The sequence below is a fragment of the Enterobacter sp. ENT02 genome (assembly GCF_019219165.1).
Classification (GTDB): Bacteria; Pseudomonadota; Gammaproteobacteria; order Enterobacterales; family Enterobacteriaceae; genus Enterobacter; species Enterobacter mori.
The window spans coordinates 375,304-392,294 of record NZ_JAHUWD010000001.1; the positions used below are offsets into that span (position 1 = coordinate 375,304).

Genomic DNA, 16,991 nt, shown 5'->3' on the forward strand with positions numbered 1-16,991 from the left:
ACTTTCATTTATGTACTTTAGTTATTGCATTTTTTCCCTTCTCTTTTGTTCCCCTTTTCTGCATCATTGAAAATATTAACTTTTCGCTCCTGGGGTGAGATTATGTCTGACATTGATGCACTGGCTGTGGCACGACGTATTGATACGGTGCTGGATATCCTGGTTGCAGGTGATTATCACTCTGCGATCCGTAATCTTGAGATCCTTAAATCAGAGTTACTGGCTCACAAAGATTCCGATTCTGCGCCAGAAAGCGCCCAGCCAAAAGCCCCGTGGGAAGTTTGACTCCACCGTTTCCGACCTCGTTTTGCTTTTTAAATGGATGCTATGAATTCCCGACAACAAATCATTTTGCAGATGGTCATCGATCAGGGGCGCGTAAGCGTGGTCGATCTCGCTAAAACGACCGGCGTTTCTGAAGTCACAATCCGTCAGGATCTTAACCTTCTGGAAAAACAGAGCTACCTGCGTCGCGCGCATGGTTATGCCGTCCCACTGGACAGTGAAGACGTTGAAACCCGCATGATGAACAATTATGCCCTCAAACGAGAACTGGCAGAATTTGCTGCGTCCTTAGTGAACAATGGTGAAACGGTCTTTATTGAGAATGGCAGCAGTAATGCCCTTCTGGCACGCACACTGGCCGATCAAAAAGACGTAACCATTATTACCGTCAGCAGCTATATTGCGCATCTGCTGAAAGAGACGCGCTGTGAGGTCATTCTGCTGGGCGGTATTTACCAGAAGAAAAGTGAAAGCATGGTGGGACCACTCACTCGCCAGTATGTCCAGCAGGTTCATTTCAGCAAAGCGTTCATTGGTATTGATGGCTGGCAACCTGACACCGGGTTCACCGGCCGGGATATGATGCGTTCTGACGTAGTAAATGCCGTGCTGGAAAAAGAGTGTGAAGCAATTGTCCTTACCGACAGTTCTAAATTCGGTTCCGTACATCCTTATATGATGGGCCCGATAAACCGATTTAGCCGCGTGATCACCGATGAACGACTGAGTGATGAACATCGCCAGCAGCTTGAGCATGACGGCCTGACCGTCGATATTGTGAGAAAACCTGCCTGACTCTCCTCTGCGCCTGAATAACGGGCGCAAATCTCTCCCTCTCTCTGAGATGATTCCGAAGCCTGCTTTAAGAGTTTTTACCTGTTTAACCTGGGCTAAAGAGGTAAAATTATTATTAGCGATATAACAGGAAGTGACTATCACTTGCGTGATTACGTAACACCTGCGCGACTAGCTTTCATGGAAAACAGAATTTAAGTATGACTATTGTCTATACTTAAAGTGCACTTCTTTCCGTGAATCGATAATTCAGGAGAAAGTATTATGACCTTTACCAGCAAAAAAATCGCTGCCGCTGTTCTGGCAATTACAGTAGCTATGTCCCTGAGCGCCTGCTCTAACTGGTCTAAACGTGACCGTAACACCGCGATTGGTGCGGGTGCCGGTGCTCTTGGTGGTGCGGTATTAACGGATGGTAGTACGCTGGGTACATTAGGTGGTGCTGCTGTCGGCGGCATTATCGGTCACCAGGTGGGCAAATAATCACCATAACGGCTCTCACCGGTCTAATAATATATTCAGTATTTTTCAGGTCTGACTTACACACGTATAAAGAGCCACGGTTAACGCCGTGGCTCTTTTAATTTAGCCACCCGCCAGTTTAACTTTCATTCCTTTGGCTTCGAGCAGCGTTTTAATTAAATCGCGTTTGTCGCCCTGAATTTCGATCACGCCATCTTTCACGGCACCGCCGCAGCCGCATTTCTTTTTTAATTCTGCGGCCAGTTTAGCCAGCTCCGCATCATCCAGATCGATACCGGTAATCAGGCACACTCCCTTGCCCTTGCGACCACTGGTCTGACGCTGGATGCGCACGATGCCATCACCTTTAGGACGTTCAGCTTTCTCTTTTGGCTCATCGATACGCCCGGTGCCGGTGGAGTAGACCAGGCGGCTGTTGGAATCGCTCATCAGGCACCCTTTTTCAATGACGCGTTGATCGCTTTTAGCGTCTGCGCCGGATCCGCAGATTGCGTAACGGGACGGCCGATCACCATATAATCTACACCTGCAGCCAACGCTTGCTCTGGCGTCATAATGCGGCGCTGATCGCCAACCTCACTGCCCGCGGGACGAATACCCGGCGTGATAAGCTTAAATTGTTGGCCCAGTTCGGATTTGAAGCGCACCGCCTCCTGGGCTGAACAGACTACCCCATCGAGACCACAGTTTTGCGTCAGACGAGCCAGACGTTCAGCTTGCTCAGCAGGTGACAACGTCACGCCAAGATCGCGCAGGTCAGATTCATCCATGCTGGTCAGCACGGTGACCGCAATCAGGAGCGGTGCATCTTTGCCGAAGGGCACCAGCGCCTCGCGCGCGGCGGTCATCATACGCGCCCCACCCGATGCATGGACGTTGACCATCCACACACCAAGCTCGGCTGCTGCAGCGACGGCATGCGCAGTGGTGTTGGGAATATCATGGAATTTCAGGTCCAGGAAAACGTCAAACCCACGCTGCTGAAGATCGCGGACAATTTGCGGACCAAACAGCGTAAACATCTCTTTGCCAACTTTCAGACGGCAATCTCGCGGATCGATACCATCAACAAAGGCCAGCGCGGTGTCGCGGTTATTATAATCAAGCGCAACAACAACAGGAGAATCAGTAATTACGCGGGAAGCGGAGGAAGTAACAGACGTCATGACCAGCCCTTTTCGTCTATGGGCGCGCAGCGGCGCGGAACAGATAAACGGCCAGCATTCTACCTGCCAGCGGTGGAAATTGACAGAATCGATTTCCTTTCCTGCCTGACCGAAAAATTGCACGGTGCTGACTCAGTGACAAAAACCCAACAGTATGTTGTAACTAAAATGAGGCGTTTTAAAAAATTACTGCCCGTCAAGACCACGAATCGGCTTGATGGTTGACCAGGCGCGGCACGAAGGACAGTGCCAGTACAGCGTATAGGCAGTAAAACCGCACTTCTGGCAGCGGTAGCGCGGCTTACTGCGTACCTGCTCGCCGACCATATCGCGCAGCACCATCAGGCTCTCTTTGGCACGCCCTTCTTCTGCGTCGTTCAGGTGGTAATCCATCAGCTTATGGAACACCCGCATGGTCGGATGACGCTGCAGCTGACGCGTAATATAAACCTGCGCGGTGTCGCTTCCCTCATACTGCTCAACAACGTCTGAGAGCATCAGTTCAGCGGTGGCGCCAGTATTTTCTTCCACGCAACGACGCAGGAATGCTACCCACTCATCCTGCTTGTCGAGCTGTTGATAGCAGGTTTGCAGCATTTCCAGCGTTTCACTGACCAACTCTTTATCCTGGTCGATAACCCGCAACAGGCTTTCAACGGCTTTGGCGTAGTCGCCATTCGCCATAAAGACGCGCCCCATCATGATGGAGATTCGTGCGCTGTTGCGATCCGCAGCGGCGCCTTTCTTCAGCAGTGCCATGGCTTTATCCATGTCGTCGTTGCCCATTTGCTGAAGCGCCAGTTCGCAATAGAAGTGAGCAATTTCTACGCGTTGCTTATCTTTGCCAAGCTTCACCAGACGTTCGGCTGTATCTATGGCTTTTTGCCATTCGCTGGTCGCCTGGTAAATCTGCAGTAACTGCTGGAGCGCACTGATACGGAAGTCGGTCTCATCAACCAATTGGGTGAACATATCTTCGGCACGGTCGTACAGCCCCGCCGCCATGTAATCACGTCCCAGCTGTTGAACGGCCAGCAAGCGTTGATCGTAGGTTAACGACGCGCTTTCCATCAGCGTCTGGTGAATACGAATAGCGCGATCAACCTCACCGCGCGAGCGGAACAGGTTGCCCAGGGTGAGATGCGCTTCTACGGTGCCCGTATCCTCTTTCAACATATCAAGGAACAGATCAACCGCTTTATCCTGTTGATTGCTCAGGAGGAAGTTCACCCCCGCTACATAGTCGCGGGAGAGTCGGTTGGCCTCATCCTGTTTTGTTTGTTGCGCACTTCTGCGGCCCATATACCAGCCATAGGCTGCGGCTACAGGCAAAAGCAGAAACAACAACTCCAGCATATTCGATTATTCCTTGGCTACCGGCACACCAGAACTCTCCGGAATGTCAGTCGCGGGCGCAATTTGATGTTCAAGGCGTTTGATTTTACGTTCAGCGCGCACAAGCGAAACACGAACTTTAAGCCAGAAGAGACCACACACCAGCCAGCCGATGATAAAACCGGCGGCGAAAAGGACCGCGAGCAGGCTCGATACCCGGTACTCGCCCTGTGCAAGCAGATAGTTAAAGGTCACCTGCTGATCGTTTTGCGCACCTAAGGTGACGGAAATAACAAAAATCGCCAACACCAGTAAGAAAATGAGTAAATATTTCACATGACTTCCCGTTATGTGGTTCAAGCGAATAAAGTCTGTTCAACTCACCGCAATCAGCCTTATAAACTACCATTTTAGTGACGGGGGCGAAACGGAAAAAGTTGCGCGCCCGTCATGGATTTATGGGCAAAATACGGAAAATCAACCTTCAGACACCGCTTTGCTCGCGCTCGGCGATTTCTTCCTTCTCTTCCGGTGGCGGCGTCAGCGGCCCACAGAATCGTTCGGCAAGCCAGGTGGCTAACGTTACCAGCAGCCAGGAAATCAGCGTGGCCACGACTAAATCACGCGGCCAGTGCATCCCCAGCAGTAAACGGCTCCCCATCACGCCGGTTGCCCAGACTAACAGAATCGCAATAGTGACCGTCCGGCGCCGCGGCCACAATAACCCGACGCCGAGTAACGCCCAGCTTGCGGCAAACATCGTGTGCCCGGAAGGAAACGCGAAACCGGTCTCTTTTTGCCAGTGTTTACGCAAAAATGCCGGAATATCCTCTTGTTCTGCAAGCTGCTCTTTTACCAGCGCACCGCGATCTTTACGTTTTAAAGTGTAGAACTCATCTACTGGCACATGGTGCGTTTTTTCCATCCAGATGACGAAAGGACGCGGCTCCTGTACACGATCTTTAACCCAGGATTTTACGCCCTGCCCCACCAGAATGGCCCCGCCGAGGATAGCAAATAACACCAGCGCTGCGCGAAGACGAAAACGCAGGCACCACAGGAACCAGGCGCAGAGAAGAACATGCGTGATGATCCCCCACGGCTGTGTCACCGTTTCCGTGATCCAGTATAACGTTTTCAGCCACATGGCGTTTTGGCCCGGCTGCCACATCCAGCCGGAGCACCATACAACCAAAGGCATCACAAGTAGTACGGCCGCACCCGCTGCCGTTCGTCTGGCGATTGAAAGCATGTCTTCTCCTTTTATGCTAAGCACCACAATCATAACTGAAATTCATCGATGTGGTGGATATGTCGGATCGTGCGTTTAACGCGCGTATAGCATGGTGGTGATTAGGCGAACTTGAGGAGCTTGTGGCAAAATGAACAGATAGAGAAAGCCAAACAGGCAGACGGCACGAAACGTGTCAGCCGATTCTGGAGAATCACATGCAGCTTAAACGTGTGGCAGAAGCCAAACTGCCAACCCCATGGGGCGATTTCCTGATGGTGGGTTTTGAAGAACTGGCAACCGGACAAGATCACGTCGCGCTGGTCTATGGCGACATTGCAGGGCAGACGCCGGTGCTGTCCCGCGTACATTCAGAGTGTTTGACCGGCGATGCGCTGTTCAGCTTGCGCTGTGACTGCGGTTTCCAGCTCGAAGCCGCCCTCTCGCACATTGCGGAAGAAGGCCGTGGCGTGCTGCTGTATCACCGTCAGGAGGGGCGTAATATTGGTCTGCTGAATAAAATCCGCGCTTATGCGCTACAGGACCAGGGTTACGACACGGTAGAAGCCAACCACCAGCTGGGCTTTGCCGCTGACGAACGCGATTTCACCCTGTGTGCAGATATGTTCAAGCTGCTGGGCGTGGATGAAGTGCGTCTGTTGACCAATAACCCTAAAAAGGTCGAAATTCTGACCGAGGCGGGGATCAACATCGTCGAACGCGTGCCGCTGATTGTAGGACGTAACCCGAAAAACGCGCACTACCTCGACACCAAAGCCGCGAAAATGGGCCATCTGCTCAGCGAGTAATCCTGAAAGCCCGGCCGTAAAGCCGGGCGTTTTCTTTCAATCCAGCATCTTACGGATCACATAGTGCAAAATGCCGTCGTTCTGGTAATAGGTCAGCTCTGTTGCCGTATCGATGCGGCAACGGCATTCCAGCACCTCAATCTTCCCATCTGCCCGCGTTAACTTCACGGGAACCGTTTTACCCGGCTGCAGATTTTGCAGACCGCTAATGTCAATCTGCTCCTCCCCGGTCAGGCCCAGCGTTTTACGGGTGACGCCCTGTGGAAATTCGAGTGGCAGGATCCCCATCCCGATCAGATTCGAGCGGTGAATACGTTCGAACGATTCGGCGATGACCACCCGAACCCCGAGCAGGCGCGGCCCTTTTGCTGCCCAGTCGCGGCTTGAGCCAGATCCGTACTCCTTCCCGGCAATGACCGCCAGCGGCGTGCCTTCCTGCTGGTATTTGACGGCCGCATCATAAATGGAAACGACCTCCGTTCCCGGCAGATGACGCGTCATGCCGCCTTCCACACCCGGCACCATTTCATTACGGATACGAATGTTGGCAAACGTCCCGCGCATCATCACTTCATGGTTGCCCCGGCGAGAACCATAGGAGTTAAAATCACGGCGTTCTACACCCCGGCTTTGCAGATAGCGTCCAGCCGGGCTATCGGCTTTGATGCTTCCCGCCGGTGAGATATGGTCCGTGGTGACAGAATCCCCCAGCATCGCGAGAATGCGCGCGCCGTGGATATCCTGAAGCGGCGCAGGCTCAGCCAGCATTTCATCGAAGAATGGCGACAGGCGGATATAGGTTGAATCATCCTGCCAGTCATAGGTATCCGAGCCGACGATGTTGATGGCTTTCCATTCCGGCGTGCCTTCAAACACCTCCGCATACTCTTTGCGGAACATTTCGGTCGACACTTTTTCTACCGCACGGGCAATTTCTCGCGACGACGGCCAGATATCTTTCAGATAGACCGGCTCGTTCCTGCGATCGTGACCAATCGGATCGGTAACCAGGTTGATGTTCATATTCCCGGCCAGCGCGTAAGCCACGACCAGCGGCGGTGACGCCAGCCAGTTGGTTTTGACCAGCGGATGAATACGACCTTCAAAGTTTCGGTTGCCCGAAAGCACTGCGCCAACGGTCAAATCGCCCTGCTTGATAGCCACTTCAATCGGTTCCGGTAGCGGACCGGAGTTACCGATACAGGTGGTACAGCCATAGCCAACCAGGTTAAAACCCAGTTCATCCAGATACGGGGTCAACCTGGCCTGCGCAAGATAATCGGAAACCACTTTGGAGCCCGGCGCGAGAGAGGCTTTCACCCATGGCTGAGGCTTGAGGCCCAGCTCCACCGCTTTTTTCGCCAGCAGCCCGGCGGCCATCAGTACGCTTGGGTTGGAGGTATTGGTGCAGGATGTAATTGCGGCGATGACCACAGCACCATCAGGGAGCTGATACTGATGCCCGTTCATGACATAGTCGACCGGACGGTGATCCTTTTGTGCCGTATTCACTTCCAGCTCATTGCTGGCCGCAAACGCCTTTGGCACATCGTTCAGGGCAACGCGATCCTGAGGCCGTTTTGGCCCCGCCAGACTCGCTTCAACCGCGCCCATATCCAGCGCCAGCGTGCTGGTAAAGACCGGTTCATCCCCGGGATTGCGCCACATGCCCTGCGCTTTGGTGTAGGCCTCGACCAGCGCCACCTGTTCTTCGCTGCGACCACTCAGACGCATATATTCCAGCGTGACATTATCGATTGGGAAAAAGCCGCAGGTTGCGCCATATTCCGGCGCCATATTGGCGATAGTGGCGCGATCCGCCAGCGGCAATGAATCAAGTCCGTCGCCGTAGAATTCAACAAACTTGCCAACCACGCCATGCTTACGCAGCATCTGGGTAACCGTCAACACCAGGTCCGTGGCGGTAATCCCTTCTGAGAGCTTACCTGTTAGTTTGAAACCGACGACATCAGGAATGAGCATGGAGACAGGTTGCCCAAGCATCGCCGCTTCCGCTTCGATGCCGCCGACACCCCAGCCCAAAACGCCCAGGCCGTTGATCATGGTGGTATGGGAATCCGTACCAACCAGCGTATCCGGGTAAGCGACCCATTCCTTATCCTGTAATTCGCTCCAGACGGCTTTGCCAAGATATTCGAGATTCACCTGGTGACAGATGCCGGTGCCCGGTGGAACAACGCTGAAGCGGCTGAAAGCCTGCTGTCCCCACTTCAGGAAAACATAGCGTTCATGATTACGCTCCATCTCCAGACGCACGTTCTCACCAAACGCATCATCATCGCCAAAATGGTCAACGGTCACCGAGTGGTCAATAACCAGATCGACGGGGGAAAGTGGATTCACTTTTGCCGTATCGCCACCCAGACGTTTTACCGCTTCACGCATGGCGGCTAAATCAACGACGGCAGGTACGCCGGTGAAATCCTGCATCAGGACCCTTGCCGGGCGATAGGCTATTTCTCTGTCAGCATGGGCATCCTTGAGCCATCCTGCCAGAGCGTGAATGTCCTCGGCGGTGACAGAATCTTCATCCTGCCAGCGCAGGAGGTTTTCCAGTAAAACTTTCAACGACTTGGGTAACCGCGAAATGTCTCCAAGCGTGTTGGCTGCCAGCGGCAAGCTATAGTAATGCCAGGTTTTATTTTCTGCCTGCAACGTATCCTTACTGGCTTCGCGTAGGGTTAACGACATAAGCTCCTCCTTAATCACAGGGAAACCCTGACAATCATCAGGGCCGTAATTAAAGATAACACAAAGATGTCGTAACGTTTTGATAACAACCCAAATTGATAAATCCAGGAAGGTTCTGGTGAAGCATAAAAACAAAAAACCCCGCCGCAGCGAGGTTTTAGCATTTAGTGGATAGCCAGCCAGATAAGCTGACACCAGAAGAGAATCGACACGGAAAAAACGCCGATCCATGACCAGTATTTGAGAGTTGTCATGTTATTCATCATAGGGGCACCAGGCTTTAATTATTAAAGATTCCGAGGTCAGCCCTCAGGTCTATATTGCTGATGTGTATTTATTAAAGAGTACAAAAGCACAGAGTCTTTATTCAGACTATTTGCATCATTACGCAAAAAAACTAAATTATTGTTTTTTGGGTTCGTCTTCCGCGAACACATCAATAAATGCTTGCTGCTGTGCTGTCAGCTTCCAGGACGCAGGTACGGTAGTCGCAGGTGCTTTGCGAGCTTTGTGCCCGTTGTCACGGTGTTGACACATTGGTTTTAGCGTTTCAGAACGTACCGTCACTGCCATATTCAACCCCAATATCTCCAGGCCAGGAGAGCAACCACCACCCAAAACAGGGTAGAGACGAGAAAGACCGCCAGCCAGGCTTTACGCTTGAGCGCAGGATCCCTTTGCGGTTCTTCACTTCCTGAAGGCATTGCTAACCTCATACAATCGACATCGCTTATCATTTTAGGACCAAACAATTGGTACAATTAATCATCTGATGAGATAAATCCTAAAGAAACTTTAGCCGAAAAGCCAGTGAATTTACGTATCTCTTCCCGCGAATATTCAATCTTTTGACCAGAAATAAATAATTGAAAAGAAATATTTGCGAAGGCGTAAAATACTTTCTACTTTTGTCGCCAATTCGCGACATTAAAACCACACAGTCTTAATGGATACTGACATTATATGGCACTAAAGTGCAGATGATGATAATTCTGATTTAGGTTTGAGAGGTTATTTCGGTATCTCTCCGCAGGGGAAAGATACCGGGAGTGATTATTTGGCAGGAAGTTTGATGTCTTTAAACATCTCTTCGATATCTTCGTTTGAGCGCAAAGCAACGGCGGTATCAACCACGTCGCGGGTTAAATGCGGGGCGAAGCGTTGAATAAAATCATACATATAGCTGCGCAGGAAAGTACTGCGGCGGAAGCCAATCTTGGTCGTGCTATGGCTGAAGACATCATGCGCATCAAGGCGTACCAGATCCGGGTCGGAAACCGGGTCAACCGCCATACTGGCAATCACCCCTACCCCCAGTCCCAGACGTACATAGGTTTTAATCACATCGGCGTCGGTTGCGGTAAAGACGATTCGCGGCGTTAAGCCCGCGCGGTTGAATGCCGTATCAAGCTCAGAACGCCCGGTAAAGCCGAACGTGTATGTCACGAGCGGATATTGCGCCAGCTCTTCGATCGTCACCGAACCTTTCCCCGCCAGCGGGTGGTCGGGCGTCACGACAATGGAGCGGTTCCAGTGGTAGCACGGCAACATCACCAGATCGTCATAAAGATGAAGAGCTTCCGTCGCGATGGCAAAGTCCGCATTGCCCTTGGAGACCGCTTCAGCAATTTGCGTCGGAGAGCCCTGGTGCATATGCAAAGAGACGCGGGGATAACGCTCGATAAAGCCTTTAATGACGCCTGGCAGCGCATAACGCGCCTGCGTGTGGGTGGTTGCGATGTAGAGCGAGCCTTTGTCTGGCCAGGTATGCTCCCCCGCCACAGATTTAATCGCATCGACTTTGGAAAGCACTTCCCGCGCAATCCGAATAATTTCCTGCCCGGCTGGCGTCACCTGTGTGAGGTGCTTACCGCTACGGGCGAAAATCTGGATGCCTAACTCATCCTCCAGCATGCGAACCTGTTTGCTGATGCCTGGCTGCGAGGTATAAAGCCCCTCAGCGGTAGAAGAGACATTAAGGTTGTGATTCACCACCTCAACAATATAACGAAGCTGCTGTAATTTCATGCCAGACCATCCGATTTAGCGCACGCGGGTCAATCGCTTAAGACGATTTGATAATAAGAAAAGGGTTAACTATAACCACTATATCATTTATAGCCTGACTGTATAGTACGTAACAAAAAATAATAACAACGTAATAAAAAAGGGCCGGAAATCCGGCCCTTTCACAGGTAAGTTACGGTAAGTGAAGATTATTTCTTGCCTTCAACCCACTTGCCGTCAACAAAGAACGCCGACCAGCCGGTCGCTTTACCCTCTTTCTCCGCAGCCACGTACTGCTGCTTCGTTTTACGGCTAAAACGCACTACGGTCTTGTTGCCTTCTGGATCCTGCTGTGGCGCGTCGGCCAGATAGCGCAGTTTTTCCGGCAGGCGATCGCGGAAGCGATACAGCTCTTCCACCAGCGGCGCACGCGTTTCACGTGATTTCGGGAAGGTGTTGGCCGCCAGGAACACGCCGGCAGCACCGTCACGCAGCACAAAGTAAGCATCTGACTTCTCACACGGCAGCTCTGGTAGCGGAACCGGATCTTCCTTCGGAGGAGCCACTTCACCGTTACGCAGAATTTTACGCGTGTTTTTACAGTCGTCGTTAGTGCACGCCATGTACTTACCGAAGCGCCCCATTTTCAGGTGCATTTCAGAACCGCACTTCTCGCACTCAACGATCGGGCCGTCATAGCCCTTAATGCGGAACTCACCTTCTTCGATCTCATATCCGTCGCAGGTCGGGTTATTACCGCAGACGTGCAGTTTACGTTTAGGATCGATCAGGTAGCTGTCCATCGCTGTGCCGCATTTCTGACAGCGACGCTTGGCGCGCAGGGCGTTGGTTTCTGCATCGTCACCTTCCAGCACGTTGAGCACTTCGTTCTCAGGTACCAGGTTGATAGTGGTTTTGCAGCGCTCTTTCGGCGACAGCGCGTAACCGGAGCAGCCCAGGAACACACCCGTGGTTGCGGTACGGATACCCATCTTGCGGCCACAGGTTGGACAGTCAATGCTGGTCAGGACCATCTGGTTAGGCAGCATGCCGCCCTCTTCAGGGTCTTTCTCGGCTTTCTCAAGCTGGTCGGTAAAGTCGCTGAAGAAGCTGTCGAGAACCTTCTTCCACTCCGCCTTGTGGCTGGCAACCTCATCGAGGCTGTCTTCCATCTGCGCGGTGAAGTCGTAGTTCATCAACTCGCGGAAGTTGGCTTCCAGACGGTCGGTGACAATCTCACCCATTTTTTCAGCGTAGAAGCGACGGTTTTCAACACGGACGTAGCCACGATCCTGAATGGTCGAAATGATCGACGCATAGGTCGACGGACGACCGATCCCGCGTTTTTCCAGCTCTTTAACCAGCGAGGCCTCACTGAAGCGTGCAGGCGGCTTGGTGAAGTGCTGCGCCGGAACCAGATCGACAAGCGACAACTCGTCACCTTTATTAACCGCAGGCAGCGTTCTGTCTTCATCGCCTTTACGCAGCGCAGGCATCACTTTGGTCCAGCCATCGAAGCGCAGAATACGACCGCGCGCCTTCAGGCGGAAATCACCCGCGCCGACGGTCAGCGTTGTGGAGTCGTATTTCGCAGGCGTCATCTGACAGGCGACAAACTGGCGCCAGATCAGCTGATACAGCTTCTGCGCATCCGCTTCCATATCTTTTAACGATTCCGCGAGGACGGAGACGTCAGAAGGACGAATTGCTTCGTGCGCTTCCTGGGAATTCTCTTTGCTGGCGTACTGATTCGCACTTTCCGGCAGGTATTTTATGCCGAAATTGTCACTGATATAGCCGCGGACCATATTAACAGCGTCCTGGCTCAGGTTGGTGGAGTCAGTACGCATGTAAGTGATGTAACCCGCTTCATACAAGCGCTGCGCCATCATCATGGTTTTCTTCACGCCGTAACCCAGACGCGTGCTCGCCGCCTGCTGCAGCGTTGAGGTGATAAACGGCGCACCAGGCTTGCTGCTGGTCGGTTTATCTTCGCGATCCAGCACCTGATAACGTGCTTTTTCCAGCAGCGCCACCGCAGCCATAGTCTGGTCACGGTTCTCAGGACGGAAAGGTTTGTCGTTGTGATGACTGACCTGCAGCGGCAGAGCGTCACCGCCCGGCGTAGTCACATTGGCGTCAACTTCCCAGAACTCTTCCGGGACGAAGGCTTTAATTTCGCGTTCGCGCTCGACGACAAGACGTACGGCTACGGACTGCACACGACCGGCGGACAGACCACGCGCAACCTTTTTCCACAGCAGTGGCGAAACCATGTAGCCCACGACACGGTCCATAAAGCGACGTGCCTGCTGCGCGTTTACACGGTCAATGTTCAGTTCGCCCGGCTTCTCAAACGCCTGACGAATCGCATTCTTAGTAATTTCGTTAAACACTACACGGCTGTAGCGTTTGTCGTCACCCCCGATCACTTCCCGCAGGTGCCAGGCAATGGCTTCCCCTTCGCGGTCAAGGTCGGTTGCGAGATAGATGTGGTCTGCTTTTTCAGCAAGCTGCTTCAGCTCGTTAACGACTTTTTCTTTACCTGGCAGCACTTCATATTGTGCATCCCAGTTATGCCATGGGTTAACACCCATGCGGTTGACAAGCGCGCTACGTTCATCCTTTTTAGGCTTTTTAGCCCCTTTGGTGGAGGTAGAGTCTGCGCTCTTTTTGCTGGCTGAGCCACTGGTCGGCAAATCGCGGATATGACCGACGCTGGACTTAACCACGTAGTCATTACCCAGATACTTATTGATCGTTTTGGCTTTTGCCGGGGACTCAACGATGACGAGAGCTTTACCCATATTCACCTTTACCTAATTTAATTCTTCCAGGAATACGCCGCACGTTGATTTCCCTTCCGCTGACGACGAGCCATTGATATTGCGACTGCGCCAGGGGATATCAACCCCTTTGTCTTACCGGACGTCAGAAAGATAACATCCAGGTTATTGACTTATCGGGTATTTTTCTCGCACTTAATATAATTCGTGACGAATTCCCGGTCGAATGTCAAGCAATTCTGTTGCCAGAATGACGAAAGCGCACACTGTACCTGATAAAATTCGTTACGCAACTTTATTAGCATGCAAAAGCAAATCATGCCAGCCAGACCCCTTCACCTTACCCTCTCAGATTACAGGGAAAATTTGCCCCCAACGCGCCCCGGGCGTAAACTACTGTCATTGTTTAAGGAGTGGATTATGCACAGTACGACCCAACCTATTGACCGAGCGTCTCTGCTTATTGAAGCAAATAAACTCATTCGCGATCATGAAGACACCCTGGCGGGCATTGAGGCCACTGGCGTGGAACAGCGTAACGGCGTGCTTGTTTTCAGCGGTGAATATTTCCTTGATGAACAGGGTTTACCCACCCCGAAAAGCACCGCGGTATTCAACATGTTTAAATACCTGGCGCATACGCTCTCAGAGAAATATCACCTGATCGATTAATGCAAAACGCGAGGCAACTGCCTCGCGTTTTTGTTTACAGCAGCGGTTTTTGACCGCGCTGTAGCCAGCGTAGCAGCAAGCGATCTGCACTTTCTGCGGCACTATTGGTAAAGCGGTCCAGCAGACGCTTACGCTGTGTGAAGCGCACGCCAACCAGTTCGCGCCCTTCCATCAGGTTCAGGAGCAGATCGTCACTGGTCCCCACCTCGTCCACCAGCCCTTTATCCTGGGCCTGCGTGCCATACCAGTGTTCACCGGTTGCGACATGTTCGATATCAAGCGAGGGGCGCATACGGTGCACAAAATCTTTAAACAAGTGGTGGGTTTCGTTCAGGTCTTCGCGGAATTTTTGACGCCCTTCTTCCGTGTTCTCTCCCAGCAGCGTCAGGGTACGTTTATACTGCCCCGCGGTGTGAAGTTCGATATCAATCTCTTTATTTTTCAGGAAGCGGTTAAAGTTCGGGATCTGCGCGACCACGCCAATTGAGCCAATGATAGAGAACGGCGCCGCGACAATTTTGTCCGCCACGCAGGCCATCATATATCCCCCGCTTGCGGCCACTTTGTCCACGGCTACGGTCAGCGGGATCTGTTTTTCACGCAGGCGCTGCAGCTGCGAAGCCGCCAGTCCGTAACCGTGGACCACCCCGCCAGGACTCTCAAGACGGACCACCACCTGATCCTGTGGTTTCGCTACCGCTAATACTGCCGTCACTTCTTCGCGCAGGGAGGAGACTTCATGCGCATCCATGCTGCCTTTAAAATCGAGCACATAGACGCGAGGTTTTGCCTCATCCTGCGGCGCGGCAAGCTTCGCTTTTGCCTTAGCCGCTTTGGCTTCCTGTTTATGCTTTTTCTTCTGCGCTTTAAGCCAGAGTTTCTGTTGATGGCTATCAAGCAGCGCCAGAGACATCTCTTCCTGCATTTCTTTATACTGCTCGCTCAGGCGAGTGATGCGTAACTCCCCACGCTGACGCTTGCGCTGCGTCAGGTTGACGATCAGAACGGCAACCACCGCAATGGCAATCACCACCGTCGCGATTTTGGCCAAAAACAACCCATATTGAGAAAGTAATTCCACGCGTTCCACCTTGATTTAACCACGAATCTTTCACGGCAGTGTACAACAGCCCTGCCCATGCGTCTCGCTCGTGACATTACCTCTGCGAGCCGCCTTCAGGAATCCCCGGTCTGGAGTTTAAATATTTGCAAATTGTTAATTTTACAGTAATCCGTCCTGTAGACTGATTGAATTATTAGGCTAATTCGGGCATAAAGCCGAAAAGTCATAAAAGAAGGCGCCATCAAGCTCCAGTGCGCCAGAGGAGTCACCGTGCATTATCAACCGCAAAAAAATCTGCTCCAGAACCGGATCATACTTGTCACTGGTGCCAGCGACGGCATTGGTCGTGAAGCCGCCCTGACGTACGCTGAATATGGTGCCAGCGTCATCCTGACGGGTCGTAATGAAGAAAAACTCAGGAGAGTCGCTCAGGAGATTGAATCTGCTGGCGGCATCGCTGCGTCCTGGTACACCCTCGATTTACTTACCTGCACGCCCACTAGCTGTCAGGAACTTGCCCAGCGTATCAGCACTCATTATCCCCGTCTGGACGGCGTGTTGCACAACGCAGGCTTATTGGGCGAAGTACGCCCAATGGATGAACAAGATCCTGAGATTTGGCAGCAGGTAATGCAGGTAAACATTAATGGAACCTTTTTCCTCACCCAGGCTTTGCTTCCTTTATTGCTCAATTCTGAGTCTGGTTCGCTGGTCTTCACCTCTTCCAGCGTAGGCCGTGAGGGACGCGCCAACTGGGGGGCTTATGCCGTCTCGAAATTTGCGACCGAAGGCATGATGCAGGTGCTGGCGGAGGAGTATCAAAACCGTCATCTGCGCGTAAACTGCATTAACCCTGGCGGAACGCGGACAAAAATGCGCGCCAGCGCTTTCCCTACGGAAGATCCGCAAAAGCTGAAAATGCCGGCAGACATTATGCCGCTCTATCTCTGGCTGATGGGTGATGACAGTCGCCGTAAAACCGGGATGACTTTTGATGCCCAACCCAACCGCAAACCGGGGATTTCGCAATGAGTGATGAACGCCATCAGCAGCGCCAGCAGCGTCTGAAAGAACAGGTTGATGCACGCGTTGCCGCAGCCCAGGACGAGCGTGGGATCCTCATCGTATTTACCGGCAACGGTAAAGGGAAAACCACCGCCGCGTTTGGCACGGCGACGCGTGCCGTCGGACACGGGCAGAAAGTGGGCGTGATCCAGTTTATCAAAGGCGAATGGCCCAATGGCGAGCGCAATTTACTTGAGACTCACGGTGTTGAATTTCAGGTGATGGCCACCGGATTTACCTGGGACACGCAGAACCGGGAAACCGATACAGCCGCATGCCTCGCCGTATGGGAGCATGCAACGCGAATGCTGGCCGATCCCTCGCTGAATATGGTTCTGCTGGATGAGATAACCTACATGGTCGCCTACGACTATCTGCCGCTGAACGCCCTGCTGGATGCACTGAAGAACCGCCCTGCGCACCAGACGGTTATCATCACGGGACGCGGGTGTCATCGGGATATTATTGAGCTGGCAGATACCGTCAGCGAACTGCGTCCGGTCAAGCATGCGTTTGATGCAGGTATCAAAGCGCAAATTGGGATTGATTACTAAAGAAAAAAGCCCGGTGCGTTCACCGGGC

The 16,991-nt window shown here is 52.5% G+C and carries 18 protein-coding genes; 7 read left to right on the forward strand and 11 right to left on the reverse strand.

Features of this window, described 5'->3' with window-relative positions:
- Positions 1-102 precede the first annotated feature (102 nt).
- The 3 genes from KW829_RS01625 to osmB all read left to right on the forward strand — a co-directional run bounded on the left by KW829_RS01625 (position 103) and on the right by osmB (position 1,563).
- Complete coding sequence (locus KW829_RS01625; RefSeq protein ID WP_010431733.1) at positions 103-285, forward strand: hypothetical protein; 183 nt, start codon at positions 103-105, stop codon at positions 283-285.
- Between the two features lie 42 nt (positions 286-327).
- Entirely contained in the window at positions 328-1,080 is a 753-nt protein-coding gene (locus KW829_RS01630) for a DNA-binding transcriptional regulator YciT (RefSeq protein ID WP_010431736.1), read from the forward strand.
- 264 nt (positions 1,081-1,344) lie between these two features.
- Complete coding sequence (osmB, locus tag KW829_RS01635) at positions 1,345-1,563, forward strand: osmotically-inducible lipoprotein OsmB (protein ID WP_010431738.1); 219 nt, start codon at positions 1,345-1,347, stop codon at positions 1,561-1,563.
- 102 nt (positions 1,564-1,665) lie between these two features.
- Here the strand turns inward: osmB and yciH are convergent, their stop codons facing one another.
- The 5 genes from yciH to pgpB all read right to left on the reverse strand — a co-directional run bounded on the left by yciH (position 1,666) and on the right by pgpB (position 5,316).
- Positions 1,666-1,992 carry a stress response translation initiation inhibitor YciH gene (gene yciH / locus KW829_RS01640; protein WP_010431741.1) on the reverse strand — a complete coding sequence of 109 codons (327 nt, stop codon included), beginning with the start codon at positions 1,990-1,992 and terminating at the stop codon, positions 1,666-1,668.
- The gene (gene pyrF / locus KW829_RS01645; RefSeq protein WP_089600668.1) at positions 1,992-2,729 is read right to left on the reverse strand and encodes an orotidine-5'-phosphate decarboxylase; all 738 of its coding nucleotides are present in this window, start codon (positions 2,727-2,729) and stop codon (positions 1,992-1,994) included. Before pyrF ends, yciH begins: the two co-directional genes overlap by 1 nt.
- A gap of 186 nt (positions 2,730-2,915) precedes the next feature.
- A complete protein-coding gene (gene lapB / locus KW829_RS01650) occupies positions 2,916-4,085 on the reverse strand; it encodes a lipopolysaccharide assembly protein LapB (RefSeq protein WP_120158299.1) in 1,170 nt (389 codons plus the stop codon).
- A 6-nt stretch (positions 4,086-4,091) separates the two neighbouring features.
- The gene (locus tag KW829_RS01655) at positions 4,092-4,400 is read right to left on the reverse strand and encodes a LapA family protein (RefSeq protein ID WP_010431755.1); all 309 of its coding nucleotides are present in this window, start codon (positions 4,398-4,400) and stop codon (positions 4,092-4,094) included.
- Between the two features lie 148 nt (positions 4,401-4,548).
- Complete coding sequence (pgpB, locus tag KW829_RS01660; RefSeq protein ID WP_029485098.1) at positions 4,549-5,316, reverse strand: phosphatidylglycerophosphatase B; 768 nt, start codon at positions 5,314-5,316, stop codon at positions 4,549-4,551.
- A gap of 197 nt (positions 5,317-5,513) precedes the next feature.
- On the opposite strand from pgpB, the gene ribA reads away from it, so the two are divergent.
- A complete protein-coding gene (gene ribA / locus KW829_RS01665; protein ID WP_010431761.1) occupies positions 5,514-6,104 on the forward strand; it encodes a GTP cyclohydrolase II in 591 nt (196 codons plus the stop codon).
- Positions 6,105-6,140: 36 nt separating this feature from the next.
- Here the strand turns inward: ribA and acnA are convergent, their stop codons facing one another.
- From acnA to topA, 5 genes are all read right to left on the reverse strand, one after another.
- Positions 6,141-8,816, reverse strand: a complete 2,676-nt coding sequence (gene acnA, locus KW829_RS01670) for an aconitate hydratase AcnA (protein WP_010431764.1) — start codon at positions 8,814-8,816, stop codon at positions 6,141-6,143.
- A gap of 164 nt (positions 8,817-8,980) precedes the next feature.
- Positions 8,981-9,079, reverse strand: a complete 99-nt coding sequence (gene ymiC / locus KW829_RS22895; protein WP_042713577.1) for a small membrane protein YmiC — start codon at positions 9,077-9,079, stop codon at positions 8,981-8,983.
- A 312-nt stretch (positions 9,080-9,391) separates the two neighbouring features.
- Positions 9,392-9,532, reverse strand: coding sequence for a YmiA family putative membrane protein (locus KW829_RS01675; RefSeq protein WP_218307473.1), 141 nt, complete (start codon positions 9,530-9,532; stop codon positions 9,392-9,394).
- A gap of 337 nt (positions 9,533-9,869) precedes the next feature.
- Entirely contained in the window at positions 9,870-10,844 is a 975-nt protein-coding gene (cysB, locus tag KW829_RS01680; RefSeq protein ID WP_010431770.1) for an HTH-type transcriptional regulator CysB, read from the reverse strand.
- A gap of 188 nt (positions 10,845-11,032) precedes the next feature.
- Positions 11,033-13,630, reverse strand: a complete 2,598-nt coding sequence (gene topA, locus KW829_RS01685; protein ID WP_218307474.1) for a type I DNA topoisomerase — start codon at positions 13,628-13,630, stop codon at positions 11,033-11,035.
- Between the two features lie 399 nt (positions 13,631-14,029).
- Here topA and KW829_RS01690 point away from each other — a divergent pair, with 399 nt between their 5' ends.
- On the forward strand, positions 14,030-14,281 hold the full coding sequence (locus tag KW829_RS01690; RefSeq protein WP_010431772.1) for a YciN family protein: 252 nt from the start codon (positions 14,030-14,032) through the stop codon (positions 14,279-14,281).
- A gap of 34 nt (positions 14,282-14,315) precedes the next feature.
- On the opposite strand, the gene sohB is transcribed toward KW829_RS01690, so the two are convergent.
- A complete protein-coding gene (gene sohB / locus KW829_RS01695; RefSeq protein ID WP_218307475.1) occupies positions 14,316-15,362 on the reverse strand; it encodes a protease SohB in 1,047 nt (348 codons plus the stop codon).
- Between the two features lie 252 nt (positions 15,363-15,614).
- Between sohB and KW829_RS01700 the strand changes: the two genes are divergently transcribed.
- Complete coding sequence (locus tag KW829_RS01700) at positions 15,615-16,376, forward strand: YciK family oxidoreductase (RefSeq protein ID WP_218307476.1); 762 nt, start codon at positions 15,615-15,617, stop codon at positions 16,374-16,376.
- Positions 16,373-16,963, forward strand: coding sequence for a cob(I)yrinic acid a,c-diamide adenosyltransferase (cobO, locus tag KW829_RS01705; protein ID WP_010431775.1), 591 nt, complete (start codon positions 16,373-16,375; stop codon positions 16,961-16,963). The genes KW829_RS01700 and cobO overlap by 4 nt, the downstream gene beginning before the upstream one ends.
- Positions 16,964-16,991 lie beyond the last annotated feature (28 nt).

Bases quoted from the DNA above. Each gene is read 5' to 3' on its own strand.
- KW829_RS01625 (WP_010431733.1), top strand. From the start codon at position 103: ATGTCTGACATTGATGCACTGGCTGTGGCACGACGTATTGATACGGTG.
- KW829_RS01630 (WP_010431736.1), top strand. From the start codon at position 328: ATGAATTCCCGACAACAAATCATTTTGCAGATGGTCATCGATCAGGGG.
- osmB (WP_010431738.1), top strand. From the start codon at position 1,345: ATGACCTTTACCAGCAAAAAAATCGCTGCCGCTGTTCTGGCAATTACA.
- yciH (WP_010431741.1), bottom strand. From the start codon at position 1,992: ATGAGCGATTCCAACAGCCGCCTGGTCTACTCCACCGGCACCGGGCGT.
- pyrF (WP_089600668.1), bottom strand. From the start codon at position 2,729: ATGACGTCTGTTACTTCCTCCGCTTCCCGCGTAATTACTGATTCTCCT.
- lapB (WP_120158299.1), bottom strand. From the start codon at position 4,085: ATGCTGGAGTTGTTGTTTCTGCTTTTGCCTGTAGCCGCAGCCTATGGC.
- pgpB (WP_029485098.1), bottom strand. From the start codon at position 5,316: ATGCTTTCAATCGCCAGACGAACGGCAGCGGGTGCGGCCGTACTACTT.
- ribA (WP_010431761.1), top strand. From the start codon at position 5,514: ATGCAGCTTAAACGTGTGGCAGAAGCCAAACTGCCAACCCCATGGGGC.
- acnA (WP_010431764.1), bottom strand. From the start codon at position 8,816: ATGTCGTTAACCCTACGCGAAGCCAGTAAGGATACGTTGCAGGCAGAA.
- ymiC (WP_042713577.1), bottom strand. From the start codon at position 9,079: ATGAATAACATGACAACTCTCAAATACTGGTCATGGATCGGCGTTTTT.
- KW829_RS01675 (WP_218307473.1), bottom strand. From the start codon at position 9,532: ATGAGGTTAGCAATGCCTTCAGGAAGTGAAGAACCGCAAAGGGATCCT.
- cysB (WP_010431770.1), bottom strand. From the start codon at position 10,844: ATGAAATTACAGCAGCTTCGTTATATTGTTGAGGTGGTGAATCACAAC.
- topA (WP_218307474.1), bottom strand. From the start codon at position 13,630: ATGGGTAAAGCTCTCGTCATCGTTGAGTCCCCGGCAAAAGCCAAAACG.
- KW829_RS01690 (WP_010431772.1), top strand. From the start codon at position 14,030: ATGCACAGTACGACCCAACCTATTGACCGAGCGTCTCTGCTTATTGAA.
- cobO (WP_010431775.1), top strand. From the start codon at position 16,373: ATGAGTGATGAACGCCATCAGCAGCGCCAGCAGCGTCTGAAAGAACAG.